General features: G+C 50.6%; 23 protein-coding genes, 1 tRNA gene and 1 pseudogene. 18 read left to right on the forward strand and 7 right to left on the reverse strand.

Annotation, left to right across the window (positions count from 1 at the left end):
• Window positions 1–3: 3 nt before the first annotated feature.
• The 7 genes from ACQY36_RS01090 (at window position 4) to ACQY36_RS01120 (ending at window position 6,213) form a co-directional block, all read left to right on the forward strand.
• Window positions 4–774 carry a hypothetical protein gene (locus ACQY36_RS01090; RefSeq protein WP_428077380.1) on the forward strand — a complete coding sequence of 257 codons (771 nt, stop codon included), beginning with the start codon at window positions 4–6 and terminating at the stop codon, window positions 772–774.
• Between the two features lie 31 nt (window positions 775–805).
• Window positions 806–2,572, forward strand: a complete 1,767-nt coding sequence (locus tag ACQY36_RS01095; protein WP_428077381.1) for an ABC transporter ATP-binding protein — start codon at window positions 806–808, stop codon at window positions 2,570–2,572.
• 3 nt (window positions 2,573–2,575) lie between these two features.
• Window positions 2,576–3,532: a glycosyltransferase gene (locus ACQY36_RS01100; RefSeq protein WP_428077382.1), complete on the forward strand. Its 957-nt coding sequence runs from the start codon at window positions 2,576–2,578 to the stop codon at window positions 3,530–3,532.
• A 160-nt stretch (window positions 3,533–3,692) separates the two neighbouring features.
• Window positions 3,693–3,962, forward strand: coding sequence for a DUF2924 domain-containing protein (locus ACQY36_RS01105; protein ID WP_428077383.1), 270 nt, complete (start codon window positions 3,693–3,695; stop codon window positions 3,960–3,962).
• On the forward strand, window positions 3,959–4,165 hold the full coding sequence (locus ACQY36_RS01110) for a DUF5681 domain-containing protein (protein WP_428077384.1): 207 nt from the start codon (window positions 3,959–3,961) through the stop codon (window positions 4,163–4,165). The genes ACQY36_RS01105 and ACQY36_RS01110 overlap by 4 nt, the downstream gene beginning before the upstream one ends.
• Entirely contained in the window at window positions 4,155–4,598 is a 444-nt protein-coding gene (locus ACQY36_RS01115; RefSeq protein ID WP_428077385.1) for a DUF2924 domain-containing protein, read from the forward strand. The genes ACQY36_RS01110 and ACQY36_RS01115 overlap by 11 nt, the downstream gene beginning before the upstream one ends.
• Window positions 4,591–6,213, forward strand: a complete 1,623-nt coding sequence (locus ACQY36_RS01120) for a recombinase family protein (protein ID WP_428077386.1) — start codon at window positions 4,591–4,593, stop codon at window positions 6,211–6,213. The genes ACQY36_RS01115 and ACQY36_RS01120 overlap by 8 nt, the downstream gene beginning before the upstream one ends.
• A 172-nt stretch (window positions 6,214–6,385) precedes the next feature.
• On the opposite strand, the gene ACQY36_RS01125 is transcribed toward ACQY36_RS01120, so the two are convergent.
• Together ACQY36_RS01125 and ACQY36_RS01130 are read right to left on the reverse strand one after the other, a co-directional pair.
• Window positions 6,386–6,461: transfer RNA gene (locus tag ACQY36_RS01125), tRNA-Val, on the reverse strand.
• A 70-nt stretch (window positions 6,462–6,531) separates the two neighbouring features.
• The gene (locus ACQY36_RS01130; RefSeq protein ID WP_428077387.1) at window positions 6,532–7,017 is read right to left on the reverse strand and encodes a PaaI family thioesterase; all 486 of its coding nucleotides are present in this window, start codon (window positions 7,015–7,017) and stop codon (window positions 6,532–6,534) included.
• A 45-nt stretch (window positions 7,018–7,062) separates the two neighbouring features.
• Here ACQY36_RS01130 and ACQY36_RS01135 point away from each other — a divergent pair, with 45 nt between their 5' ends.
• The 4 genes from ACQY36_RS01135 to ACQY36_RS01150 all read left to right on the forward strand — a co-directional run bounded on the left by ACQY36_RS01135 (window position 7,063) and on the right by ACQY36_RS01150 (window position 9,551).
• Window positions 7,063–7,695 (forward strand): CYTH domain-containing protein, encoded by a 633-nt coding sequence (locus tag ACQY36_RS01135; RefSeq protein WP_428077388.1) that lies wholly within the window; start codon window positions 7,063–7,065, stop codon window positions 7,693–7,695.
• The gene (locus ACQY36_RS01140) at window positions 7,692–8,108 is read left to right on the forward strand and encodes a hypothetical protein (protein ID WP_428057524.1); all 417 of its coding nucleotides are present in this window, start codon (window positions 7,692–7,694) and stop codon (window positions 8,106–8,108) included. Before ACQY36_RS01135 ends, ACQY36_RS01140 begins: the two co-directional genes overlap by 4 nt.
• A 138-nt stretch (window positions 8,109–8,246) precedes the next feature.
• Window positions 8,247–8,537, forward strand: a complete 291-nt coding sequence (locus ACQY36_RS01145) for a hypothetical protein (RefSeq protein ID WP_428057522.1) — start codon at window positions 8,247–8,249, stop codon at window positions 8,535–8,537.
• 501 nt (window positions 8,538–9,038) lie between these two features.
• Entirely contained in the window at window positions 9,039–9,551 is a 513-nt protein-coding gene (locus ACQY36_RS01150; RefSeq protein WP_428077389.1) for a pilin, read from the forward strand.
• 46 nt (window positions 9,552–9,597) lie between these two features.
• Here the strand turns inward: ACQY36_RS01150 and ACQY36_RS01155 are convergent, their stop codons facing one another.
• From ACQY36_RS01155 to ACQY36_RS01165, 3 genes are read right to left on the reverse strand one after another with little or no spacing between them, the layout of a single operon-like run.
• Window positions 9,598–10,413 (reverse strand): TIGR00730 family Rossman fold protein, encoded by an 816-nt coding sequence (locus ACQY36_RS01155; RefSeq protein ID WP_428077390.1) that lies wholly within the window; start codon window positions 10,411–10,413, stop codon window positions 9,598–9,600.
• Between the two features lie 6 nt (window positions 10,414–10,419).
• The gene (gene dxs / locus ACQY36_RS01160) at window positions 10,420–12,276 is read right to left on the reverse strand and encodes a 1-deoxy-D-xylulose-5-phosphate synthase (RefSeq protein WP_428077391.1); all 1,857 of its coding nucleotides are present in this window, start codon (window positions 12,274–12,276) and stop codon (window positions 10,420–10,422) included.
• 13 nt (window positions 12,277–12,289) lie between these two features.
• On the reverse strand, window positions 12,290–13,300 hold the full coding sequence (locus tag ACQY36_RS01165; protein ID WP_428077392.1) for a polyprenyl synthetase family protein: 1,011 nt from the start codon (window positions 13,298–13,300) through the stop codon (window positions 12,290–12,292).
• A 148-nt stretch (window positions 13,301–13,448) separates the two neighbouring features.
• Here ACQY36_RS01165 and hydF point away from each other — a divergent pair, with 148 nt between their 5' ends.
• Both hydF and ACQY36_RS01175 read left to right on the forward strand, forming a co-directional pair.
• Entirely contained in the window at window positions 13,449–14,627 is a 1,179-nt protein-coding gene (hydF, locus tag ACQY36_RS01170; protein ID WP_428057512.1) for a [FeFe] hydrogenase H-cluster maturation GTPase HydF, read from the forward strand.
• A gap of 141 nt (window positions 14,628–14,768) precedes the next feature.
• On the forward strand, window positions 14,769–15,278 hold the full coding sequence (locus ACQY36_RS01175) for a ferritin (RefSeq protein ID WP_428077393.1): 510 nt from the start codon (window positions 14,769–14,771) through the stop codon (window positions 15,276–15,278).
• Window positions 15,279–15,412: 134 nt separating this feature from the next.
• On the opposite strand, the gene ACQY36_RS01180 is transcribed toward ACQY36_RS01175, so the two are convergent.
• Window positions 15,413–16,390, reverse strand: coding sequence for a class II fructose-bisphosphate aldolase (locus ACQY36_RS01180; RefSeq protein ID WP_428071135.1), 978 nt, complete (start codon window positions 16,388–16,390; stop codon window positions 15,413–15,415).
• 221 nt (window positions 16,391–16,611) lie between these two features.
• Here ACQY36_RS01180 and ACQY36_RS01185 point away from each other — a divergent pair, with 221 nt between their 5' ends.
• The 5 genes and pseudogenes from ACQY36_RS01185 to ACQY36_RS01205 form a co-directional block, all read left to right on the forward strand.
• Complete coding sequence (locus ACQY36_RS01185) at window positions 16,612–17,661, forward strand: M42 family metallopeptidase (RefSeq protein WP_428071137.1); 1,050 nt, start codon at window positions 16,612–16,614, stop codon at window positions 17,659–17,661.
• Window positions 17,662–17,678: 17 nt separating this feature from the next.
• The gene (locus ACQY36_RS01190) at window positions 17,679–20,030 is read left to right on the forward strand and encodes a hypothetical protein (protein ID WP_428077394.1); all 2,352 of its coding nucleotides are present in this window, start codon (window positions 17,679–17,681) and stop codon (window positions 20,028–20,030) included.
• 19 nt (window positions 20,031–20,049) lie between these two features.
• Complete coding sequence (locus ACQY36_RS01195; protein WP_428057502.1) at window positions 20,050–20,478, forward strand: PPC domain-containing DNA-binding protein; 429 nt, start codon at window positions 20,050–20,052, stop codon at window positions 20,476–20,478.
• A gap of 534 nt (window positions 20,479–21,012) precedes the next feature.
• Window positions 21,013–22,215, forward strand: coding sequence for a hypothetical protein (locus tag ACQY36_RS01200; RefSeq protein WP_428077395.1), 1,203 nt, complete (start codon window positions 21,013–21,015; stop codon window positions 22,213–22,215).
• Window positions 22,216–22,359: 144 nt separating this feature from the next.
• Window positions 22,360–22,434: pseudogene (locus ACQY36_RS01205) on the forward strand (type IV pilin protein); the annotation flags it as partial.
• 180 nt (window positions 22,435–22,614) lie between these two features.
• Here the strand turns inward: ACQY36_RS01205 and hydG are convergent.
• Window positions 22,615–23,997 (reverse strand): [FeFe] hydrogenase H-cluster radical SAM maturase HydG, encoded by a 1,383-nt coding sequence (gene hydG, locus ACQY36_RS01210; protein ID WP_428072132.1) that lies wholly within the window; start codon window positions 23,995–23,997, stop codon window positions 22,615–22,617.
• Between the last annotated feature and the right edge of the window lie 255 nt (window positions 23,998–24,252).

A 24,252-nucleotide genomic window follows, 5' to 3' on the forward strand; every position in this document is an offset into this window, starting at 1 on the left:
AATATGAAAGGAAAAGAACAAATTTATTTGATTTCCGTGGTTACTAACTTGGTACAGTACGAGGCCTTGATAGAAAACAATCCGTTTTTACGGGGATGCACTCTTATAAAGTATGAGAATACCCGGGCAAATATTCCTATTCCCGTGCATTTTAATCATTTTCTGGAAAATAAAATGCCTAAGGATGCTTGGTTGGTATTGTGCCATCAGGATTTTGAGTTTTTGGAGAGCCCACAAGCATTATTTGCCCAATTGGATAAAAACGTTATTTATGGTCCTATCGGTGTACAAACCACCACTCGCAAGACATGGAGCATCAAGTTTGGTGGTAAAAGTTTCATTAAGACTCATAGAGGCAAGGACATATATCCTTTGTTTTATGGTCAAATTAAACAAGGTGTGCCAGAGAAAGAGAAATTGATTGGACGCAAAATAACAAGACCTCACTTAGTAGATACTGTAGATGCGTGTTGCCAAATAGTGCACAGTTCATTAATTCGTAAGTATAATTTGCGTTTTGACCCCGCTTTTGATTTCCACTTATATTGCGAAGATTTTTCGCTGGCGGCTAGACAATATGGGATTTCCACCTATGCGGTGCAAATTAATTGTCGCCATATTAGCCCAGGCCATGCTAACCGTTTGTTTTGGGACAAATACACTATTTTATTGAAAAAATATCCAAAAGAATTTTTTGTGACCACCTGTGCTGGAGTAAAGCAATATATTCATCAATCATTAGCATTGCGATGGCCTTTATTTAGTCAAAAATGAGATTTTGAGATATTTTATAGGGTATATTTTTATGAAAAAACTACTTCAAGAACAAATCATGAATAACATTTTAGTTGTAAATTTCCGGCGGATGTGGCCGTATATTAAGCCCTATTGGTTCCGTGCAGCTCTTGGTGTGGCGTTAACCGTACCTGTGGGGGCGTTGGATGGGGCCGTGGCCATGTTTTTAAAGCCTTTTATGGATAAAGTAATGGTGGACAAACAGCCGCATTTTTCGGCTTTAATTCCTTTTCTGATTGTTGGCTTTACTGTTGTACAAGGGGTTTTAATCTATGCTTCAAACTATCTGAATACATGGGTGGCTCAAAAGATTACGATTGGAGTGAAGCGTAAATTGTACGATAAACTTCTATCTATGGATACCTCGTATTTTGATCAAAATAATTCGGGGACAATTTTATTCAGGTATTCCAATGATGCTGAAACCGCTTCTACAGGATTGATCGATAACTTAAAGCAATTTTTATCTAAAACTTTTTCGTCTATTTCGCTAATAGGTGTGCTTTTGTACAACTCCTGGCAATTGGCGGTAATCGCCATTGCCGTACTGGTGGTGTTTATCTATCCGATGTCGGTTGTGCGTAAAAAAATGAAAGAAATTTTGGAAAAGACGGTAGGAAATTTGTCTTACGTAATGACAATTTATAACGAAACATTTGCCGGCAATAAGACGATTCGCTCTTTTACATTGGAAGAGGAGTTTAAACACCGTTTCCACAAAGTGACCGATATGACTTTTGCCCTGGCAATGAAAATGGTAAAAGGGACAAACTGGCTGTCTCCTTTGATGCATATTATTATGTCCATAGGTGTGGCTTTAGTAATTGGATGCGGCAGCTATTTGATTGTCAGCGGGAAAATTACTAGCGGTAACTTCGTAGCATTTATTGCTGCGTTGATGATGCTCTATACGCCGCTTAAATCTGTCGGAAACAACTATATTGCAATTCAAAATTCTTTTTTGGCGATAGACCGTATCTTTAATATTTTGGATCTTCAACCTAAGATCAAAGATTTAAGTACGGCTAAGGAACTGCAAGAAGTAAATAAAGAGATCATATTTGAGCATGTGCATTTTGGGTATCTGCCTGGCCGGGAAGTCCTGCATGATATTAATCTTACGATTCCTGTGGGAACTACTATAGCATTAGTTGGAAATTCAGGTGGCGGCAAGACTACCATTTCTGCCCTGTTGCCTAGGCTCTATGATATTCAGCAAGGTTCCATTAAGATTGATGGTTCCGATATCCGAGATATTAGTCAAAACTCCTTACGCAAACAAATAGCGATGGTGTTCCAGGACAACTTTTTGTTTTCTGGAACGATCCGGGAGAACATTCTTTTGGGCAACGCCGAAGCGGATGAAGGAGTTATTTGGCAGGCATTAAAGAACGCGTGTTTGGAGGAATTTGTCAGAGAGCTGCCGGAAGGATTGGAAACGCAGATAGGGGAGCGTGGGATATTGCTGTCCGGCGGGCAGAAACAGCGGTTGGCGATAGCGCGTGCGTTTGTAAAGAACGCGCCGATCGTGATATTGGACGAAGCGACGAGCGCATTGGACAACAAGTCGGAGCGGGTGGTGCAGGAAGCGTTGGAGAACCTGATGAAGAACCGGACGGTTATCGTGATAGCGCACCGATTGTCGACGATACAAAATGCGGACAAGATTGTGGTGATAAACGACGGGAAGATAGCGGAAGAGGGGCGTCACGGGGAACTTTTGAAGAAGAACGGGGCATATACGGCCTTATATGCCATGCAGTTTAGGGGAAAATAGTCTATGAGTTATACTGCTAAAGACGTAGAAGTTTTCTTTTTCGCGCATGACCGTGCAGCTTTTCTGCGGCAAGCGCTAGATTGTTATTTAAACCAAACCGTGCATGGGGCACGTCTTGTGTTGTTGGCCAACGCCCCAACAGAAGAAGTTCTGCAGGTAGCGCGTGACTACTCGTCCAAAGGGGTAGAGTTAATCTACGAACCCAAGTCTTTAAATGTATACGGATGCACCGAACGTTGCCAAAACATCGCATCCCGTGCTATTACGGTAATGGCGCATGACGATGACTTGATTCATCCGGCCTATTTGGAAACTCTTTTGAAAGCTTATAACCAAATCCCAGAATTAAATGTTGCGCTTTCGGCTATGGGAGATTGGGATGACCAGCCTTTTAACGCTTGCGACACTACAACCGCCGTGTTACACAATGCAAGTGAATTTTCTGCTTACATCTTTTTGGGTGGCTCATTTACATTTAGTTCCGCTAGTTACCGTACCGAAGCATTAAAAAAAGCTTTCCGGCCCGATTTTAAACAATACGGCAAGGTGCAGGATGTTCCGTTTATGCTAGGAGCGTGTACGGACGGCAAAGCGGCAATTTTACAATTTCCATTTATCAAATACCGGCTCCATTCTGGGCAAGATTGCCAAACTTTCTCCACTGGCCCCACGGCGGAACAATGGTTTCATCTGGATGGTCTGCATAAGAAATTAATGAATGCAGGGGAAAAAAATTTGCAGTTGGCTTGGAAACTAAACACTTATCACCGTTTGCGAATCGGTTGGCGCAACTGGTGTTTGTGCGAACATGGGAAAATGACATTTTCACAATATCTTGCGCAAGCTAGGAAACAAGGTCTTTTGTCAAATCTATCTCAAGTGTCTGGATTGATTGTGCGCGGGAGTCTGCGTAAAAGACTATTAAACGCTCTTTTTACCCCTCAAAAAATGATTCTTTAATAGATGTTTGTATTAAAAGGTATATCGGCATTGACTGATTTGTGCAATAATAACTAATCTGTCTTTGGGGATATCTCTTGACTTCACTCCCGATAGTAAGCGGTAATAGTGATGGGCTCAAAAAGCCCTACTAAAACCAATATACTACCGGGAGTTGTTTATGAAGAAAAACATCAAAAAAGCTGCTGTAAAAATTACCAAACAACATGCTGTTGAGTCAGCGGCGGCGACGCCCAAAGAACGGGACAGTCGTTTACCTGCAGTTGGGGCTATTATCACCAAAACTTATCACGGGCAAACCCTTGAAGTAAAAGTGCTTGAAAACGCCTTTGAATACCAAGGAAAGACATACAAAAGTATCTCCCGCGTGGCTATGGATATAGTCAGGCGGCCAATCAGCGGATATGTGTTCTTTGGGCTTACCAAATGACGCCACGCCAGTTACCACCTGTATCGGGGCGTTTTGTAAAGGGGCGTTCGGGCAATCCACTTGGCCGCCCCAAGAAGCTGTACAATACAGAGCTACTACTCCTTGCCATAAAATTTTTTGACGAATTAGCCAAAGCCTATTATGGTAAGGGTCAAGCTGCCCGTAAACTACACCGTATTCGGAAGGTGCTAAATGAGAAATAAATGTTATTTACCTAAAAGTTTGGAAGAACTCAAAGGGTTATCCAATGAAAAGCTCCAATTCTATTGGGATATCTTCTACCGTTACCCGTTGAGAGGAAGGAAATGTAAATATCGTCCTCTGTGGTATGCTATCCAATGCGAGTTGTATAGTTGTAAACTGGCAGAAAAATATATCACGAGATTGGATAAATACGCTAGTAACCCAGAGAAATATATCCAACGGGCAAATAAGAATAAGTATTCTTTGGCAATAGGGACTATCCTAACCAAGAAATATAAGGGAAACATATATCAAGTTGCCGTAAAAGGGGAGAAAGAATACGAATGGGAGAATAATATCTATTCCAATTTGACGGCAATAGCGCAAAAGATAACACGGGGCCACATAAGCGGCCCCAAATTTTTTGGACTTACGGGGAAACGATATGCCTAAAATTAACTGTGCCATCTATACGCGTAAATCTACCGAACACGGCCTAGATATGGAGTTTAACTCGCTCCAAAACCAAGAAGAAGCTTGTAAGGCCTATATTTTATCCCAAGCGTTCAACGGTTGGGAATATACCAAAACTTATTCGGACGGCGGTATCAGCGGGGGAACAATGGATCGCCCGGGATTACAGGCACTTCTTAACGATATTCGCGCGGGCCATATCCAAGTAGTGGTGGTATATAAAGTGGACCGTCTGTCGCGTTCTATTATAGACTTCCACAAAATGATGCAGGAGTTTGATAAATACGAGTGTAACTTTGTATCTATTACCCAGTCGTTTGATACAAGTAATTCTATGGGGAAACTGACGCTTAATATGCTGTTATCCTTTGCCCAGTTTGAGCGGGAAGTATCGGCAGAGCGCGTACGGGATAAAATTGCGGCCAGTAAAGCCAAGGGGCTCTGGATGGGCGGAACTCCGCCGCTAGGATATGATGTGAATGAACGGCAACTCAGCGTGAACGAAAGAGAAGCCACGCTTGTCCGGCTAATTTTTCAAAAATATATAGAAACCGAGAATATGTTTTCCGTGGCGGAGTACCTTAATGAACAAGGTTTTTACACAAAAAAATGGGTGGCAAAGCGCAGTAAGCACGAGCATGGCGGCGGTCAATTTTACAAAAGTAATGTGCAGCGTATTCTAACGAATCCACTTTATATTGGCAAAATTGCGCATTATGCCAAAAACAAGGTATATGCCGGTAAACATTCTGGGATTGTGCCGCAGAATTTATGGGATAAAGTACAAGACTTGATTCGCCGACGTATTAACGATCCAAATGCTTTTAGCCATTATCAAACCCATAAAACTGTACTGGCGGGCAAGTTATACGATGACAAAGGGCAGACGTTTCGGCTGACTTCGTCTAACAAGAAGGGGAAAAAGTTCCTGTATTATTACAACGGCGTTGGCGGACATTATCTTCCTGTGGAACAACTGGATAGTTTTGTGCTAAAAACGCTTAAAATGACGGATTTTGGAGATTTGGAAGCGTTGGCAGATAGAGATAGACTAACAGATAGTCAAATGCAGAACTGGATAGAAAAAGCAATTTGTCAGAGTATGAATCAGACCCATTATTTGAGCATTTTCCTTAATGAAAAGCAGATAAAGGCGGATTTAAGTGCTTGCCCAAGGATATCAGGACAAACGGACATACTGCCTCTCTCCGCTGACAAGTTAGACGGTGCGTTATATGTAAGAAACACTTTTGTAGTAGATAATGTGTCATCGGTTAAATTGCAAAACGGGTCGGCGCGGAATATTTTAACTGTCCGCCAGTTAAATGAGAGTTTAGTACGCGGTCTCGCACGCGGGTGGCAACTAAAGAAGATGATAGAAAAGGGCTTGCCCACGCGTGAATGGGAAAAGACCAGCGGTATGAATAAACGCACTTTTGCCCGGTATTTAAATTTGTGTTATCTCTGGCCCAAGATCGTGTCGGATATCTTAGAGTATAATAATCCGCGTAGTCTGAGTTTAAAGGAAGTTATGACCTTGGCAGAGGGGGAAAGTAGTTTTGAACGGCAGGAAAAGGAATGGAATAGGCTGTAAAGTGGATCCTTCAAATTTCCCCATTAGAGAACAAGGCCCGGAAACGGGCCTTTCTTTCACCCCTAAAAACCTCTCTAAAACCCGTATGGATAAAAATTCCGCGCTTTTCCCGTCGGTGGGCGGCTCTTTACTCCAACAAAAAAAGGCACTCCGTGCGGAGTGCCTTTTAAGATGGTGGACCGGACAGGACTTGAACCTGTGACCTCCTGCGTGTAAAGCAGGCGCTCTACCAGCTAAGCTACCGATCCTAAAGCGATAATTTATTCTAGCAAAATCAGAGCGCGAACTCAACGGGCAGCCGGGCTGCCCCGTCTGAGATTACTCTTCTGCGCGGGGCGTTGTGCGGGCCCATTCTTCTTCTTCCGCGCCCCATTTCTCTTTTACCGCCTGCGGAATCTTATACAAAATGCTCGTGCATTTGGCCGATACGGTTCCGTCCGGCAGGAGGATTTCTCCTTCCACCAGCGCGCGAGAGCCGCTGTCTTTAATAATGCGTCCCACCGCTTTTAACAGCGTGTGCGTGGGGGTGTTGTGTTTGTAGACCACTTCCATTTTCAGCGTTACCATCAGGCGCGTAAAATCGTTGTTCAGCAGGACGGCGCGGCCGGATGTTTCATCCAAAATGGTGGCTACAATCCCGCCGTGCACCGTGCCCGGGTACGAGCAGTAATTGTCGTCAAGTGTGAAATCGGCTTCCACTTGCTTGTCGTCATAATTGTTATACCATTCCAATTTCAGGCCGAAGGGGTTTTTCCGCCCGCATCCAAAGCACTGAAGGGAAGTCGGCTGGCGTAATTTTTTCATGCGCTACCTCCTAAAAGTATTATACTTTTTTGCTAAACTAAATTTATGAAGAATATGGAAACCGAATTTAAGTGGGATGCCAATTCTCCGCGCGCGTTTATGCGGATGCTGGCCGCCGTACGCCGTGCGGCGGGGAAAGAAAATGTTTCATCTCCGCGCCGGCTGAAGATTGAAGACGTTTATTTGGAACGTCCGGGCGGCGAGTTTGAAAAACGGTTGATTGCGTTCCGCGTGCGCAATACCGACGGAAAATGGGAAGCCGCTTTTAAAACGCGCACGGAAGTGAAAAACGGAAAAGCCGTGCGGCGTGAAGAAACTATGCCGCTTGCAAACATCAAAAATCTAGCGGACGCATTGGAATTTTTAAACGCAAAAAAACGGTGGAAGGGGCTTGATATCACCGGGCTTCGGCCGGTGTTTTCCATTCGCAACCGCCGGCGCACGGCGGAAGTTTTTTACGACGGAGCAAAAGCTGAGCTGGCATTGGACGACTGCGAAATTTTGGTGGTCGGGCGTCGCGTATGCATGAAAGAAATTGAGCTGGAACTCAAACAGGGGTCTGCCGAAAAAATGGAACGTCTGGCGCGGGAAATGACGCGCGGAAGCGGGCTTGAATATGCGCGGGTTTCCAAAGTAAAAACGGCGGCGGCTTTGCTTAAACTGTGGGGGGATAAATGAATGCGTTAATCGCGCTTGTGCTGAGTTTGGCCGCGCCCGGCGCGGGGCATATTTTTAACGGATTGTACACGGAGGGAATTGTGCTTGGCGTGCTGTTTGCGTTTGGAAAAAGTACGTTTCTGCCGCTTATCCTGCGCGTGTTTGGCGTAAGCAATTTAAAGCGCACGCTGCAAATTTTTTATGTGTGCAATTGGTTTTACATCGCGCTTATTTGTTATGCTGCGCTGACAAGTTTTTGGAGCGGATTTTCCGTACGGCAAACACATTTTTGGTACGCGCTTTTGTTTGCGGTTGCGGTGTCGCTGGCGTACAGGAACACATTAAACGCATTTATTTTTACGGCCTTGTGCGGACGCACGGGCGTATATGCCATTTTGCGCGCGGGGAGAAAATCTCCGACGGAGAAAAAATAAAAAGTATTTTTTTAGACGTAAAAAAACGGGGCTTGATTTTTTTGAAAAAATTATTTTAAGACGAGAAAAAGTTGCATTTTAAAATAATTTGTGCTATTATTTTTATGAGGTTAAAACTAATTGTCTCAGGAGAAAAAAATGGCTGTTAAAAAAACCGTGAAAAAGGCCGCCGCCAAGAAACCGGCCGCCAAAAAAGTAACCGTGAAAAAAGCCGCCGTCAAAAAACCGGCGAAAAAAGCCTGTGCTAAAAAAGCGTGTGCGAAAAAAGCCTGCGCCAAAAAAACCGTGAAAAAAGTGGCCGTGAAAAAAGCCGCCGTTAAAAAAACCGCTGCTAAAAAACCGGCCGCCAAAAAAACGACTGTAAAAAAAGCCGCCGTCAAAAAACCGGCCGCTAAAAAAGCCGTTAAAAAAGTAGCGAAGAAAAAATAATTTAGTGAAACAACAAAAGACCGCCGGGCAGCAAACCGGCGGTCTTTTTTGTGCTTTTTCCGGCCCCAAAGAGCCTTGCGGACGTTACGTTGCTTGGCAACATTGTTTAAACAGTGTGCCTCCATTAGTCGGATGGCACCGTCAAGGAAAGGGAGGGGCGGACCCTGCGGGCCGCGGCATACCAGACGGCTTCATACCCCCTTTGTTGTTTCCATTAAGTAATAGCACCGTTTATTGCTTTAGCCCTGGCCAGGCACGCTGCGCGCCGCCAGCGCCCCCCAGACCTGGACTCTGCGGGCGGCTTCATACCCCCTTTGTTGTTCCCATCTAATTAATAGTACCGTTCATTGCGTTAACCCTGGTTGAGGCCAGAACCCCAAGGCCCGGAGGGCCTTGATTTGTTTTTTTTTTTTTGATAAATTGGGTAAAGCACGGCCCGTCTTGCTTGGCGTTTTTATACGGCATCTGTGTCGGGCAAATCTATGCTTTTCCGGAGTTATTATGCAAAAAGGCTTTACTTTGATAGAACTGTTGGTTGTCGTGCTTATTATCGGCATATTGGCGGCGGTGGCACTGCCGCAGTATGAAAATGCCGTACAAAAAGCACGTATGACCGAAGCCCTAACCGTTATGAAAAAGGTATGTGATAATGTAACCTTATGCCTTCTTTCGGATGCAAGCGGTAACTCTTGCTGGGATATGATGGGCGAAGGCTTGGAACAGTACGGCACTTTATCCGATACGGGGGGTACGCTGGAAACAAAAAATTTTACGTTTGCGGCTTTTTATAGTAATACCATTGTGGCAGTCCCCAAATACGCCGGCGGAATGGATAATCCGGATTATATGTTTTTAATGATACCGGACGGTATCATCGCCCAGCAGCCGGATTATTGGACGCAAGGCAAGCGCGGATGCTTTCCCCAGACGGACAAAGGAACCGCATTTTGCAAGAAATTGGGCGGAACCTATCATGCCGATTGGTATGGTATCGGCGGGGCATATTCATTTTAGCCATAAAAAAGCCCGGCGTTCGGCGCCGGGCTTTTTGGCGGATAGTTTATTTGATTTTGTAGAACTTGGCCAGTACGTCCCACGCTTCTTCGGCGGTTTCCACCACCGTGCAGGCTTCGGCTTCTTCGGGCGAAATCACGCCGTAGGAGGATAGGCCTTTGATGTTCACCACGTCGCCCCAGAATTGTTTGCCTACGAGCACTATCGGAATCTCCTGTTTTTTGCCCGTTTTAACAAGCGTTAAAATTTCAAACAGTTCATCAAATGTGCCGAATCCGCCGGGGAACACCACAAACGCTTTGGCGCGCATCACCAAATGCAGTTTGCGGATGGCGAAATAATGGAACAGGAACGCCAGGTTCTTCGTGATATACGGGTTCGGGCGCTGTTCGTGCGGCAGGGTGATGTTCATGCCGATGCTGCGTCCGCCGTTTTCAAACGCGCCGCGGTTGGCGGCTTCCATCAGGCCCGGTCCGCCGCCGGTAACGACGGCAAAACGGTCGCCCGCGCGCTGTACCGCGATTTTGGCAAACCGGCGGGCTTCTTCGTAGTATTTCGTCAGCTTGGCGAGGCCTTCGGCTTCGTACAGGCGGTTTTGCAAGTTTACGTCCGAGGGGTTTTTGGCCAGCGCTTCTTTGGCGGCTTTGATTTTGCCCTGCGCTTCTTTCTCTTCCCGCACGCGCGCGCTGCCGAAGCAGACGATGGTTTCTTTGATGTTAAACTTCTGCAGGTAAAGCTCCGGCTTCATCACTTCCAGCTCCATGCGCACGGGGCGCATAACGTCCTGTTTTAAGAGGTGGATGTCTTCGTAAGCTTTAATATAGGAATCTTCGTGTTCAATGGCGTCTTGTTCTTTGCTCATAATCCCTCACTTGGTTTTCCATTTCAGAATATGGTCCGTCATCTGTCCGGCGCTCATTCCCAGCTGGTCGTAGAGCTGGGATACCTTGCCGTGTTCCACAAATTCGTCCCCGATGCCCAGGCGCAGAAGTTTGAAATCGGCCTGCTTGTCGGTTAAGTATTCCGCCACGGCGGAACCGAAGCCGCCCGCGAGCATATTGTCTTCCGTCGTTACCAGGCGGGGGGACAGGGCTAAAGCTTCGTCAATAAGCCCGGTGTCCAACGGGCGGACAAAACGCATATTGGCTACGCCGCAGTCCACCCCTTTTTCGGCCAGCGCCTGGGCGGCTTTTAGGGCCGGGTGCACGCGGTTGCCGATGGCCAGAATGTTGACGTCCTTCCCTTTTTTAAGCCACACCCCTTTGCCGATTTCCAGGGCTTGGGGGGCGTCGTCCATTTTCACGCCGAAGCCCGCGCCGCGCGGATAGCGCAGTACGAACGGGGCGTTGGCGTCAAAAGCCGTTTTGAGCATATGCTGCATTTCGTTTTCATCCGCCGGTGCGGCGAGAATTAAGTTCGGAATGTCGCGCAGGAAGCTTAAATCAAACACGCCGTGGTGCGTGGGGCCGTCTTCGCCCACTAGGCCCGCGCGGTCCAGCGCGAATACGACGGGCAGGTTTTGCAGGCAGATGTCGTGCACAATCTGGTCGTAGCAGCGTTGGGCGAACGTGGAATAAAGCGCCACGACGGGTTTGGAGCCGCCCGCCGCCAGGCCCGCCGCAAAAGTGGCGGCGTGCTCTTCGGCGATGCCGACGTCAAAGTAGCGGGCGGGAAATTTGTCGCGAAACGCGTCCAGCCCCGTGCCTTCCGGCATGGCCGCGGTGATGGCGGTGATGGATTTATCCTTTTCCGCCAGTTTTAACAGCGCGTCCGAAAACGCCTGCGTAAACGTAACGGAGTTGGACTTGCCGATGGTGTCGCCGGTGTCCACGTCAAAGATGCCGATGCCGTGGAATTTGGTCGGTTTTTCTTCGGCGGGTTTATAGCCCTTGCCTTTTTTGGTTACCACATGCAGCATAACCGGGCCTTTAACGTCTTTTAAATTTTCCAGCACTTCAATCATTTCGTTGATGTCGTTGCCGTTGACGGGGCCGAAATAGCGGAAACCCATTTCTTCAAACAGCGTGCCGGGGAACAGAATGGAGCGCGCGCGCTTGGCCAGCTTGGCGGCGTTGTTGCCCAGTTCGTCAAAACGCTTTAAGAAGTTGGTGGCTTTTTCTTCGGCCAGCTGGACGTATTTCGTGGTAAGCAGCTTGGTAAGCGCTTTGCCCAGCGCCCCGACGCGCTTGGAAATAAACATCTGGTTGTCGTTTAGGATAACCAGCAAATCCGAACGCAAAAGGCCCGCGTTTTGGAGCGCCTCGTAGGCCATGCCGCCCGTTAAACAGCCGTCGCCCACGACGGCGATGACTTTGGATTTTTCTTTTTTCTGGTCGCGCGCGATAGCCATCCCGAGCGCGGCGGAAATGGCCGTGGAAGCATGGCCGACGCCAAAGGTGTCGTACTCGCTTTCACAGCGTTTGGGAAATCCGCTCAGGCCGTTTTGGGTGCGGATGGTGCCAAAGTCTTTCTGGCGGCCCGTAAGCAGTTTGTGCGCGTAGGCTTGGTGCCCGGTGTCAAAAACGATTTTATCTTCCGGCGTGTTGAACACGTAATGCAGCGCCGTGATGATTTCCACCGCGCCCAGGCTGGAACCCAGGTGGCCGCCGTTTTTGCTGGCGGTTTCTATAATGGTGCGGCGCAGTTCTTCGCACAGGGTGGGGAGATGTTCCTTTTTTATCAGGCGCAGGTCCCGCGGGCTCTGAATGCTGGGAAGTACTTTCATAGGCAATCCTTAATTAGTAAGTTCTGGTTTTGAAAAACTCGGCCATCTCGTAAAGGGGCCAGAGGTTTTTCTTCTTCACGTTTTTAAGCGAATCAAGCGCTTTTTGCGCGTTGGCGATGAGGAGCTGGGCGTGCTTGCGGCTGCCTTCCAGCCCATAGAGGCTGACGAAGGTGAGCTTGCCGTTTTCCTTGTCGCTGTTGGATTTGCCCAGCTGCTTGGCCGAGGCGGTGACGTCTAAAATATCATCCACGATTTGGAACACCAGGCCGATGCAGTTGGCGTATTTTTTCATATGCGCCAGGTCCGCCCCTTTGGCTCCCGCCAGGAGCGCGCCGGCTTCCACGCTGCCGCGGATGAGTGCGCCGGTTTTGTTGGCGTGAATGTAATTTAAAATGGTTTCGGGCGTCGTTTCTTTGACGGAGGACGGAAGCATAAAATAATGCAGGGTTTTGTCCGCCAGCGGTTTAGACTGCTTGCGCAGTTTGTCGGCGCGCAGGCTGTGCGCGTCCGCCGCGCCCATACCCTCGGCGTATACGTCGGCCGTTTGGCCGCCGACCATGCCGGAAGCCCCGGCGCAGGAAGCAAAGTGCGCGAGCGCATTTAACGTGTTTTCCGCGCCGACGGCTTTTACTTTGCCGTTCTGCGCAAATACTTCAAATACATAGGTCAGCAGCGCGTCTCCCGCCAGAAGGGACAAATCTTCGCCGAACACTTTGTGGTTGGTGGGTTTGCCGCGGCGCAGGGAGTCGTTATCCATGGAGGGCAGATCGTCGTGAATCAAGGAATAGGTGTGCAGCATTTCCACGGCGCAGGCGGCGGGCATTACGTCGGCCGCTTTTTTGCCGAACGCTTCGGCCGCGGCCATCAGCAGGATGGGGCGCACGCGTTTGCCGCCCGCCTGGAGGGAGTAGTCCATAGAGTCGGTCAAAATTTTGGGCGAATTTTTGATTTTGGAAATATATTTGGAAAGGTTCTTTTCCACCAGCTTGGCACGGTCTTTCAGGTACACGTCAAATTTGTTCATACAGGATTTTCCTCGTTTATACGGACTTTCCTTTATTATACCTTATTGGAACCCAGCGAGGACGTGCCTTGCCGGCCGGCGGCCGGGGAGTACCGCCGCCTGCGGTGCCCTACAGCCCGTGCGGGGAGATTTTTTATATAATTTAATTATGGTAAAAGTGAATCGGCCGCATATCGGCATTTTTGGCAAAATGAACGTGGGCAAAAGCTCCCTGATAAACGCGCTGACGGGACAGGACGTTTCCGTAGTGGCGGCGCATCCGGGCACGACGACGGACCCCGTTAAAAAAATTATTGAAATTCTGGGCGTGGGCCCGGTAACGATTTTGGATACGCCCGGCATTGACGACACTTCCGCCCTGGGCGCACAGCGCGTGGAACGCACCAACGACGCGCTGGACCAGGTGGATCTGGCCATTTTGGTATTTGCGGACCAGTTTGACGCGTATGACCAGACGCTGATGGAAACGTGCGTGGCGCGCAAAGTGCCGTTTTTCTTTGTGCACAACAAAAGCGATTTACAGAAATTAAACGTAGAGATTAAAGGTGCGGACATATTGGATTTCAGCTGCAAGACGCCCCAGCTGCTGCCCCGCCTGCTGGAAATGATTAAAAAGCATCTGCCCAAAAGCTCCTATTCGCAGGACGTAATTCTGGACGATTTTGTATGCGGCGGGGACGAAGTGGTGCTGGTGATTCCCGTGGACGCGTCCGCCCCGGAGGGGCGGCTGATTCTGCCCCAGGTGCAGACCATCCGCAATTTGCTGGATATCGGCGCGGTGGCCGTGTGTCTAAAAGATACCGAACTGCGCGAATACCTCCAAAACCATACGCCTAAGCTGGTGGTAACCGATTCCCAGGCGTTTGCGTACGTCAGCTCCGTGGTGCCGCCCACCGTGCCGCTGACGAGCTTTAGTATTTTATTCTCGCGCCTGAAAGGCGATTTTGACGCATTCCTGCGCGGTACGCGCGCCATTGACCGCTTAAAAGACGGCGACCGGGTGCTTATTTTGGAGTCCTGCTCGCACAGCGTCAACAAGTGCGACGATATCGGGCGGACCAAAATCCCGAATTGGCTGCAAAAGTATACGGGCAAAAAACTGGAGTTTGACGTCTTGGCCAATTTGGACCCTATCCCCGCGGACGCCGAAAAATATAAACTGGCCGTACAGTGCGGCGGATGTATGGTAACGCGTACGCAAATTATGCGGCGACTGGATATATTAAAGGAAAAGAATGTGCCGCTTTCCAATTACGGGCTGACGATTGCCTATTGCAACGGTATTTTTGACCGGGTAACGGAAATCTTCCGTAAAAAAGGCATTTAGCCGGGCCTCGCGCCGGAGATTTATAAAAGAGCAAAAGAAGCTTTTTGCTCTTTTTTTGTTGGAGCCGTCCGTCTAAAAAATGTATAATAATCAGGTAGGAATTATTCTTAATAACCCCGTACAGGGGCCATGAGGAGAAATATGTTTAGCAAAAAAATGGAAGACGCGTTTAACGCGCAAATCAATGCGGAATTTTATTCTGAATACTTATATCTGGCGATGAAAGCCTATTTTGAAGAACTTCATTTGACCGGTATTGCCAACTGGTTCGGCGTACAGGTGCAGGAAGAGCACGCCCACGGCCTGGGTATGTACGATTATGTGCACGAACGCGGCGGAAAAGTAACGCTGGGGGAAATCGCCAAGCCGGAAATTAAGGGCAAAGACACGGTGGCCATTTTTGAACAGGTGCTGGAACACGAGCAGCTGGTTACTTCCAAAATCAACGCGCTGGTGGATGTGGCGGAAGCCGAACACGACCGCGCGGCCCTGTCCTTTTTGGACTGGTATATTAAAGAACAGGTGGAAGAGGAATCCAATGTCCGCCAGTTAATCGCCACGCTCAAGCTGATTGGCGAAGACAAAAAGGCCTTGTTGATGCTGGACCGCGAACTGGCCGCCCGCACGTATACCGCGCCTGTCATCGGTTAGTTTTTACTGATACCGAAACATAACACCCGGATGAACTTCGGGTGTTTTATTTTGTTTGCATGGGGGCCCTGTTTGCGGCCGGACAAACAAAAATCCCCGGGCGGGAGCCCGGGGATTTTTTGCTGGCGTAAAACTTATTTCACGCGGCCGGCGGAACCAAAGACGTTTTCGTTCTTTTCGGCGTACATTTTAATCAGTTCTTCGCGGGCCGGGCCCAGGTATTTGCGCGGGTCAAATTCGCTGGGTTTGGTGGCGAAGATTTTGCGGATGGTGGCGGTCATCACCAGGCGGCCGTCGCTGTCCACGTTGATTTTGCACACGGACATTTTGGCGGCTTTTCTAAGCTGTTCTTCGGGCACGCCGGCGGCGTCTTCAATTTTTCCGCCGTATTCGTTGATTTGTTTGACGGCCCACTGCGGTACGCTGGAAGAACCGTGCAATACAATCGGGAAGCCGGGCAGACGTTTGGAAACTTCTTCCAAAATGTCAAAGCGCAAATCCGGGATTTTTTCGCCGGGTTTTACTTTGAATTTGTAAGCGCCGTGAGAGGTGCCGATGGAAATGGCCAAGGAATCCACGCCGGTGCGTTTGACGAAATCTTCCACTTGGGCGGGGTCGGTATAGGTGTGGTGCTCGGCGGAAACTTCGTCTTCAATACCCGCCAGAACGCCCAGTTCGCCTTCTACGGTTACATCGTGCTGGTGGGCATAGTCCACCACTTTTTTGGTCAGCGCGACGTTTTCTTCGTACGGCAGGTGGGAGCCGTCAATCATCACGGAAGAGAAACCGTTGTCAATGCAGTCTTTGCAGAGCTCAAAGGTGTCGCCGTGGTCCAGGTGCAGGCACAGGGGCACCGGTTTGCCGAGTTCTTTCATCATTTCCACCGCGCCGCGCGCCATCCAGCGCAAAAGCGTGGCGTTGGCGTATTTGCGGGCGCCGCTGGAAACCTGCAAAATAACCGGAGATCCGGTCTGCACGCAGGCGGTAACGATAGCCTGCAGTTGTTCCATATTGTTAAAGTTGTAAGCCGGAATGGCGTAACCGCCGGCCATCGCGTCTTTGAACATCTCTCTGGTGTTAACCAAACCCAGTTCTTTGTAAGAAACGGTCATTGAACAGCCTCCTGAAAATAAATTCTGTCCCGTATATTTTACAATTTTTTCCGGCGCCCCGGCACGCGGGTTCGCGCCTGGCGGGCGTTTTAGCCCGTTAACCGCCGCCGCCCGCACAGGCGGCGCGGGCGCGCGCGTTCGGCGTACCGTCGGAAAAAGCTTGCAAAAAAGGAGGTTTGTGAGTATAATGTAGATACCTTTACTGTCAAAAAGTGAACACAATGGACTTAAAACTTGATTTTTCTATTCTTAAAACCTTAACCGAATTGCCGGGCATCGCCGGCCGTGAAAATGCGGTGCGCCAGTATTTAAAAAATCTGCTTTCCGCTTATGCGGACGATATGCGTACCGACGTGACGGGCAACCTGATTGTCTATAAAAAAGGCTCGTCGGACCAAAACCTGCTTTTCTGCGCCCATATGGACGAAGTGGGGCTGATGGTGCATCATGTGGACGAGCGCGGATTTTTGCGTTTTGTAACGGTGGGGGGAATTGACCCCCGCACCCTGCTGGCCCAGCGGGTGCGCGTGCAGACGCGCGGAGGCGAACTGCCGGGTGTAATCGGCACCAAGCCGGCGCACATCACCACGGAAGCCGACCGCGGCAAGGCCGTGGGCGTAAAAGAATTGTTTATTGATATAGGCCTGAGCGGCGAGGAAGCCAAAAAACGCGTGGAAGCGGGCGACTGGGCGGTGCTGGACCGGAGCTGTGAAGAATTGGGCGACGGGCTTATCTGCGCCAAAGCGCTGGACAACCGCGCGGGCGTATTTGTGCTGGCGGAAATCGTGCGCGCTTTAAAAAATCCTTTTTATAATGTGTATGCGGTGTTTACGGTGCAGGAAGAAGTCGGCCTGCGCGGCGCCGCCACGGCGGCTTTTGGCGTGGAGGCGGACGTGTCCCTGTGTTTGGATACGACGGGCGCGGCGGACATCCCCGGCTGCGCGCCGCAGGATTATATTACCGTACTGGGCGGCGGCGCGGGCATTACGGCGCTGGACGCGCGCACCATTACCAACCCGGTGCTGTTTGAAAAATTAAAACAGATTTGCGACAAAAACGGCATTCGCCGCCAGGTGCGCGTAGCGCCGCGCGGCGGGAACGACGCGGGGGCGGTGCACCTGTCCAAAACGGGCATACCGACCTGCGGGCTTTCCATCCCCACGCGCAACATTCACTCCAACGTGGAAATCGTGAGCAAGGCCGACGTGGCGGACGTATTCCGTCTGGCCTATGCGGCGGCGCAGGAAGGGCTGGGAGACATTACTTTATAGACGTATAGGATAAACTTATGAGCCGAACTTTTGAATTGGGTAAGAAAAGAGGCGTTTTTGCAGACGTAACGGATTATCTGGATAATCCGGCGTACCAATTATCCGCCGAAGACGCGGCGGGCCTGGAACGCCTGGACGCGGCGTACCGCGCGCTGGTGTCCCTTTTATACAATTATGTGCCCACCTCCGGCCATCCGGGCGGGAGCATTTCAAGCGGACGGTTTGTTGAACACCTTTTATATAAAGATATGGCCTACGATTTAAAACATCCCCACCGGGAAGAGGCCGATATCATTTCCTACGCCGCCGGACACAAAGCCCTGGGGCTTTACGCGATGTGGGCCCTGCGCAACGAATGTGCGCGCATCGCCGCGCCGGAACTGCTGCCGGAAGACCCGGCTTTGCAGCTGCGCCTGGAAGATTTATTGGGCTTCCGCCACAATAAAATGCAGGGAACGCCGCTGTTTAAACAATTTAACGTCAAACCGCTGGGCGGACACCCCGAACCGCTGATTCCGTTCGTGCGCACCAGCACGGGCGCGAGCGGCGTGGGGGACGGTTCCGCCGTCGGCCTGGCGCTGGCCGCCGCCGACGCATACGGGGAAAACTGCCCGGCCGTGCATATTGTGGAAGGCGAGGGCGGGCTGACCGCCGGCCGCGCGAGTGAAGCCGCCGCCATGGCCGCCACCGCGCAGCTGAAAAACGCCGTATTCCACCTGGACTGGAACGAAGCTTCCATTGAAAGCGAACGCGTAACGGCGGACGGGGAACACCCCGGCGATTATGTGCAGTGGAACCCGATGGAGTTTTTCTATATCCACGATTTCAACGTCATCCGCGTGCCGGACGGACACGATTTTAAACAAATCCATATTGCGCACCGGCTGGCGGCGGAGCTGGACAACCATCAGCCGACCGCCATTGTGTACCGCACCGTCAAGGGCTGGCACTACGGCATTGAAGGCAAGGCGTCTCACGGGGCCGGCCACAAGTTTGCGTCCGACGGGTTTTACCGGTCTTTGGCCGAATTTGAAAAAACTTTCGGCGTAACCTTCCCGCGTTTTGAAGGGGAGAAGAATGCCGAAAACATTGAAAAATTTTACTGGGAAAGTTTGCTGACCGTGCGCCGCGCGCTGGAGGCCGACAGAACCGCGGCCGCCTACGCCGCCAACTGCTTAAAAGCTTCCGCCGGGAAGCTGGAAGAAAAGAAGCGCGCCGTCCGCGCGGATTTGGGCGACTGCAAGGCGCTGTACACCAAATTTTTTGAAGGGGAAGTGCCCGCCGAATTTGTGTTTGAAAAAGGCAAATCCTACACCACCCGCAGTGTGCTGGGCGCCGTGCTGGCATACTTAAATAAAGAAACGAAAGGCACGGTGCTGGCCGCGTCGGCCGATTTGTACGGTTCCACGGGCGCGGGGGGAATCGCCAAAGATTTTCCGTCCGGCAATTTTAACGCCGTATCCAATCCGCTTTCGCGCCGCTTGAGCGCGGGCGGCATTTGCGAAGACGGCATGGCCGCCGTCTGCACCGGGATTTCGGCCTTCGGGCGGCATATCGGCGTATCGGCTTCGTACGGCGCGTTTTTGGCGTTTGAACACGTGGCCGCCCGCCTGCACGCCATCGGCGTGCAATGCGCGCGGGAAGCCGGGCTGGACCCGAATACCTTTATTATGTTTAACGGGCACGCCAGTCTGCCCACGGGCGAAGACGGACCCACGCATGCGGACCCGCAGAGCCTGCAGCTCTTGCAGGATAATTTCCCCAAAGGAGCCTGCATTACGGCTACGCCTTTGGAGGTGGACGAAATTTGGCCGCTTACGGTGCGCGCGCTTTCGCTCAAACCGGCGGTGTTTGCGCCTTTTGTGGTGCGTCCGTCGTACGCGTTTATGGACCGCGAAGCGCTGGGCGCCGATCCCGCGATTAAAGCCGTCAACGGCGTATACTATTTGCGCCGCGCCAAAGGCCGCGCCGAAGGAACCGTTATCGTGCAGGGCGCGGGAGTGGGGCGCATTGTGGTGGAAGAGCTGCTTCCCGCTTTAAACGAAAAAGGACCGGACGTGAACGTGGTATATGTGGCGAGCCGGGAACTGTTTGAACTGATGACCCAGGCCGAGCAGGACGCAATCCTGCCGCCGGAACTGCTGCGCACGGCCATGGGCATTACCGATTTTACCCTGCCCACGCTGGACTGTTGGATTCACAGCCGCGCGGGGCGCAGGCATACGCTGTTTCCGCATAAGAACGGCGAATTTCTCGGAAGCGCGTCGGCGCAGAAAGTATACGCCGAAGCGGGGCTGGACGGGGATTCCCTCTACGCCGCCGTGTGCGCTTACGTGCAAGATTTAAAACGGGCCGCCAACTGGCTGTAGGGCCCCAGAGGAGAATAAAATGGCAGAAGAAAAACCTTACTTGACCGGCAGGACGTATATTTTCAGACTTCCTAAGGGCAAGGATTTGTTGGAGTCGCTCGCTGATTTTTGCCACGACAATCAAGTCAAGTGCGGCGTGGTGAACGTGGTCGGGTCCGTTTCCAACGCCACCGTCGGCTTTTACGACCAAACCAAAAAGAAATACGACAAAAAAGTCATTAACGAAGAGATGGAACTTTTAAGTCTTAACGGCAACATCAGCATTCAGGACAACCGCCCCATCGTGCACGCGCACGTAATGCTGTCCGGCAAAGATTATAACACGGTGGGCGGACATTTGTTCCCCGGCACCAAAATATACGTGTGCGAAGCGTATATCCAGGAACTGGTGGGCGAGCCCAAAGTAAGAAGAAGCGACAAAGTAACCAAACTTGCTTTGTGGGCGTAGCAAATACGTTATAGAAAAAATCCCGCGCGTGCAGCGCGGGATTTTTTATGGATACCTTGCAAAACACCCCGCGCGCGCCGGGGGTGTTTTATAAATTCCGCTCACAATAAACCCCGGGCGTAAGCCCGAGGGATGGAGTGTGTATCCCGCCGCAAGAAAACGGAGTTTTCTTATTAAACAGACTGGATCCCGGCTCCATGGCCGGGATGACGGCCAAATTTGTAAATCCTTTCCTTTTAGCGGGGGGCAAAATCAAGCGAAGCTGAGATTTTGGAACAAAAGATACCCCGGGCGTGAGCCCGGGGAGTTTCATGGGAAATGGGGTCTTTCGTCGGGCTTAGACGTGTTTTTTAGCGTTTTTTGCTGGACGCTTAGACGGGGGACAATAGAATACCAGTTATGCAAAGACCTGTCAAGCCGGATTTTCAAAAGGACTTGAAAAGCGGGGACTAAAAAGTTTTAATGAGAGAGTAGGGTAGTTTAAAATTACACAGGAGGAGTAACATGAAGAAACTACTTGGCTTGCTGTTGGTCATGACTATGGCGTGGCCTGTTACCGCAAGCGCGGATGTACTGAAAAATGTGGACCTGAAAGGGGAAGTTCAGGTAATTGGTTCTGACGTAAGAACCAACGAAGCGAAAATGTTTAACTCCGGCACGAATGTGCGCGTGTTGGCCGGTGCGTCTTTTGACTTAGTGGAAGACGTGAGAGCCAACCTGCTGTTCCAATACGGCAATATGTGGGGCAACGCCGGCACTGTCAATGATAGAGGCGGTACCAGCGGTTCCAATCTTGACAGCTATTGGAAGGACGTTAATTTAGTTGAAGCGAATGTCGTTTTGTCCAATTTGTTCTGCTGCTTAGAAGCGACCGTCGGCCGCCAGTTCTACGGCGACGAAAACAGCGCCGTGATGTATTTCGGGCCGACTCATTACAACGCTGAAGGCGTAAACCTCGCCAACGCGGTGGATGCCGTGAAACTCGCGTACAGCGACGATTTCAAGACCTTCACCCTTATCGCCGGTAAACTCGTTACGGACATGGCTCCTGCGGGCACCGGCCTGACTACCGATTCTGCCGCCTTCTATGGTGCGGACCTGAAACTTAACCTGACTGATACGCTGACCGCGCAAATCTACGGTTATGACTTCAGAAATATGGTGGAATACGATGATAACGGCGTAACCAAAGAATATGAAAACGCCGGTTTCTACGGTGCGAAAGTAACCTTCGCTCCCGAAGCGTTTACCTTGAGCGGCGAATATGCTCGCAACTTCGGAGGGGACAGACTCGTCAAAGAACCGAAAGACGCTGGTTATATGGCTAAGTTTGATGCGGCCATCAACCTGGACGCGTTCACCCCGCGCGCGGCGTTTGTATACTCTGCCAACGACTTCTGGTCCTTCGGTAACTACAGACCCGGCATTATGTTCGGCGATGTGTTGCACGGAGATGTGTTTGGCGCTTATGGCGATGCCGGCTTGAGACTGTTCAACGTCGGTATTGACTATAAAGTTGAAAAATGGACTTTCGCCTTGGACGGCTTCTCCTTCCAGGACCGCTATGCCCATCATGCCGCCACGTTGGAAGCTGACTTGACCGCTAAATATGCCCACAATGAATATGTGGAGTTGTTTGCGGGCGTTGGCTATGCCAAATATGGCACGGAAGACAAAGCTGATGGTTCCGGCAAGGACAACACGAAAGGCCAGATCGGTATGCTCGTGAAGTTCTAATTCTTATCTTAAATGAGAAAAACCCCGCCCTGGATAAGGGCGGGGTTTTTGTATCTGTTGAAAACCCCCGGCAAGGGGGTTGATTTGTTTTTTTTTTTTGATAAATTGGGGATATCAACTTATATAAATAGGGGGATATATCCCATGCAGAAAAGTCTCGGATTTACGCTTATAGAACTGTTGGTGGTCGTTTTAATTATCGGTATTTTGTCGGCTGTCGCGCTGCCGCAATACCAGGCGGCGGTTGCCAAAAGCCGGCTGTCGGCTTTGATGCCTATGGTAAAAAATCTAAAAAATTCCCTGGAGCTTTATTATCTGGCTAACGGTTCTTACCCGGCGGATGCGGGGGAAGATTTCGGTTTTGAGACGGAAGCCCCCGGGGTTTTTTGTATGCGGCGTTTAAAAGTACAGGTCGCGCTTGCCGGCTTTGATGTTTTTCAGGTTGCCGTCAATCAGCCGGCGGATGGGCGAACCTTCCGGGAAGGATTCTTTGGTCGTGCTTTCAATCAGCGCATAGCCCTTGGCTTTTAGCGGCGCGGGGGCGAAATCCTCCAGGTATTCGGCAAACGTAAACATGGCGTTGGGCAGGCAGTGCGTTTTAATCAGGCCCGGCTTGGCCATATCCATAAAATCCTTTCCTACGCGGCCCAGGCGGTAACAGCCCGTGCAAAAAGACGGCATATGTTTGGCGTCTACCACCGCATCAATCACTTCGGCCAGGCTGCGGTCGTCGGTCAGCGTGAACTGACTTCCGTTTTGCTTATCATACGAGTAGCCGCCGGGGTTGACGCGGGACGCGGCGGAGATTTGCGATACGCCCAGCTCCAGGCAGGCGTTGCGCATAGCCGGCGATTCGCGCGTGCTTAAAATAATGCCTGTATACGGCACCGCCAGACGCAGCACGGCGACGCATTTTTTGAAGTCGTCGTCGGACATGACGTCGTTGGGATGTTGGCTGAAGTCGGACCCTTCGGCCGGTTCAATGCGCGGGATGGATATCGTGTGCGGGCCGACGCCGTAAGTTTCGTCCAAATAACGGGCGTGTTCCAGCGTCGCCAGAATTTCATATTTATGGTCGTAAAGTCCCAGCAGGGGGCCGATGCCAACGTCGTTGATGCCGGCTTGAAGGGCGCGGTCCATCGCGTCCAAACGGAACTGATAATCTTTTTTCGCGCCGGCGATGTGCAGCTGTTCGTATGTTTTTTTATGATACGTTTCCTGGAACAGCTGGTAAGTGCCGATATTGCATTTTTTGAGTTCTTCAAATTCGGGTTCCGTCAGGGGAGCGATGTTGACGTTTACGCGGCGGATGTTCTGCCCGTTCCAGCGGGTGTCGTAAATGGTTTTGATGCTGTCGTACACATACTGGAGGCCGCCGCCGGGATAGGCTTCGCCGGCCACCATTAAAATGCGTTTATGGCCCTGCTGCAGCAGGGCGGTAACTTCCTGCCGGATTTCTTCCTGCGTGCTGGCGTGGCGTTTTAACTGCGTATTGGAACGGCGGAAAGCGCAGTAAATGCATTCGTTGGTGCAGATGTTGGAAATATAAAGCGGTGCAAAAAGTACGATGCGGTTGCCGTAAATGGCTTCCTTGACGTATTTGGCGGCGTTGAAAAGGTCGCTGAGAAGTTTAGGGTCCGTGATGTTTAACAGTACGGCGGCTTCTTCCAGGGAAATGCCCTTTAGTTCGCGGGCTTTGTTTAAAATATCCGTCACTTCGGAGTCCGTGTGGGACTTGGCTTTTTCCAAAGTTCGTTGCAGTTTTTCGTCATCAATAATCATATTTATATGATAGCACTTTCCGGGGGCGGCCGTCCCGCGCCGGAACCGGCCCGAACCCTGCGGGCCGCTTTTCGGGCTCGCTGTTACGGTGCTTGGCAACATTGTGTAAACAGTGTGGCTCAATTAGTCGGATGTATCCGTATAGAGCACCGCCCCCTGGAAGGGGGCCTTGCAGGCCTGGAGAGTCGTTTTGTCGTTTTATGCAGGTCTTAGCCCTGTTTATAAAACGCCTCAAGGCGGAAGAATGTTTTTACT

It is taken from the genome of Candidatus Avelusimicrobium alvi (assembly GCF_958451995.1).
Taxonomy (GTDB): domain Bacteria; phylum Elusimicrobiota; class Elusimicrobia; order Elusimicrobiales; family Elusimicrobiaceae; genus Avelusimicrobium; species Avelusimicrobium alvi.

Excerpts from the sequence above, each read along its gene's own strand:
- ACQY36_RS01195 (WP_428057502.1), top strand. The coding sequence starts at position 20,050 with ATGGCAGAAGAAAAACCTTACTTGACCGGCAGGACGTATATTTTCAGA.
- ACQY36_RS01145 (WP_428057522.1), top strand. The coding sequence starts at position 8,247 with ATGGCTGTTAAAAAAACCGTGAAAAAGGCCGCCGCCAAGAAACCGGCC.
- ACQY36_RS01185 (WP_428071137.1), top strand. The coding sequence starts at position 16,612 with ATGGACTTAAAACTTGATTTTTCTATTCTTAAAACCTTAACCGAATTG.
- ACQY36_RS01110 (WP_428077384.1), top strand. The coding sequence starts at position 3,959 with ATGACGCCACGCCAGTTACCACCTGTATCGGGGCGTTTTGTAAAGGGG.
- ACQY36_RS01150 (WP_428077389.1), top strand. The coding sequence starts at position 9,039 with ATGCAAAAAGGCTTTACTTTGATAGAACTGTTGGTTGTCGTGCTTATT.
- ACQY36_RS01115 (WP_428077385.1), top strand. The coding sequence starts at position 4,155 with ATGAGAAATAAATGTTATTTACCTAAAAGTTTGGAAGAACTCAAAGGG.
- ACQY36_RS01100 (WP_428077382.1), top strand. The coding sequence starts at position 2,576 with ATGAGTTATACTGCTAAAGACGTAGAAGTTTTCTTTTTCGCGCATGAC.
- ACQY36_RS01140 (WP_428057524.1), top strand. The coding sequence starts at position 7,692 with ATGAATGCGTTAATCGCGCTTGTGCTGAGTTTGGCCGCGCCCGGCGCG.
- ACQY36_RS01120 (WP_428077386.1), top strand. The coding sequence starts at position 4,591 with ATGCCTAAAATTAACTGTGCCATCTATACGCGTAAATCTACCGAACAC.
- ACQY36_RS01130 (WP_428077387.1), bottom strand. The coding sequence starts at position 7,017 with ATGAAAAAATTACGCCAGCCGACTTCCCTTCAGTGCTTTGGATGCGGG.
- ACQY36_RS01090 (WP_428077380.1), top strand. The coding sequence starts at position 4 with ATGAAAGGAAAAGAACAAATTTATTTGATTTCCGTGGTTACTAACTTG.
- hydG (WP_428072132.1), bottom strand. The coding sequence starts at position 23,997 with ATGATTATTGATGACGAAAAACTGCAACGAACTTTGGAAAAAGCCAAG.
- ACQY36_RS01105 (WP_428077383.1), top strand. The coding sequence starts at position 3,693 with ATGAAGAAAAACATCAAAAAAGCTGCTGTAAAAATTACCAAACAACAT.
- ACQY36_RS01165 (WP_428077392.1), bottom strand. The coding sequence starts at position 13,300 with ATGAACAAATTTGACGTGTACCTGAAAGACCGTGCCAAGCTGGTGGAA.
- ACQY36_RS01175 (WP_428077393.1), top strand. The coding sequence starts at position 14,769 with ATGTTTAGCAAAAAAATGGAAGACGCGTTTAACGCGCAAATCAATGCG.
- hydF (WP_428057512.1), top strand. The coding sequence starts at position 13,449 with ATGGTAAAAGTGAATCGGCCGCATATCGGCATTTTTGGCAAAATGAAC.
- ACQY36_RS01200 (WP_428077395.1), top strand. The coding sequence starts at position 21,013 with ATGACTATGGCGTGGCCTGTTACCGCAAGCGCGGATGTACTGAAAAAT.
- ACQY36_RS01095 (WP_428077381.1), top strand. The coding sequence starts at position 806 with ATGAAAAAACTACTTCAAGAACAAATCATGAATAACATTTTAGTTGTA.
- ACQY36_RS01135 (WP_428077388.1), top strand. The coding sequence starts at position 7,063 with ATGAAGAATATGGAAACCGAATTTAAGTGGGATGCCAATTCTCCGCGC.
- ACQY36_RS01190 (WP_428077394.1), top strand. The coding sequence starts at position 17,679 with ATGAGCCGAACTTTTGAATTGGGTAAGAAAAGAGGCGTTTTTGCAGAC.
- ACQY36_RS01180 (WP_428071135.1), bottom strand. The coding sequence starts at position 16,390 with ATGACCGTTTCTTACAAAGAACTGGGTTTGGTTAACACCAGAGAGATG.
- dxs (WP_428077391.1), bottom strand. The coding sequence starts at position 12,276 with ATGAAAGTACTTCCCAGCATTCAGAGCCCGCGGGACCTGCGCCTGATA.
- ACQY36_RS01155 (WP_428077390.1), bottom strand. The coding sequence starts at position 10,413 with ATGAGCAAAGAACAAGACGCCATTGAACACGAAGATTCCTATATTAAA.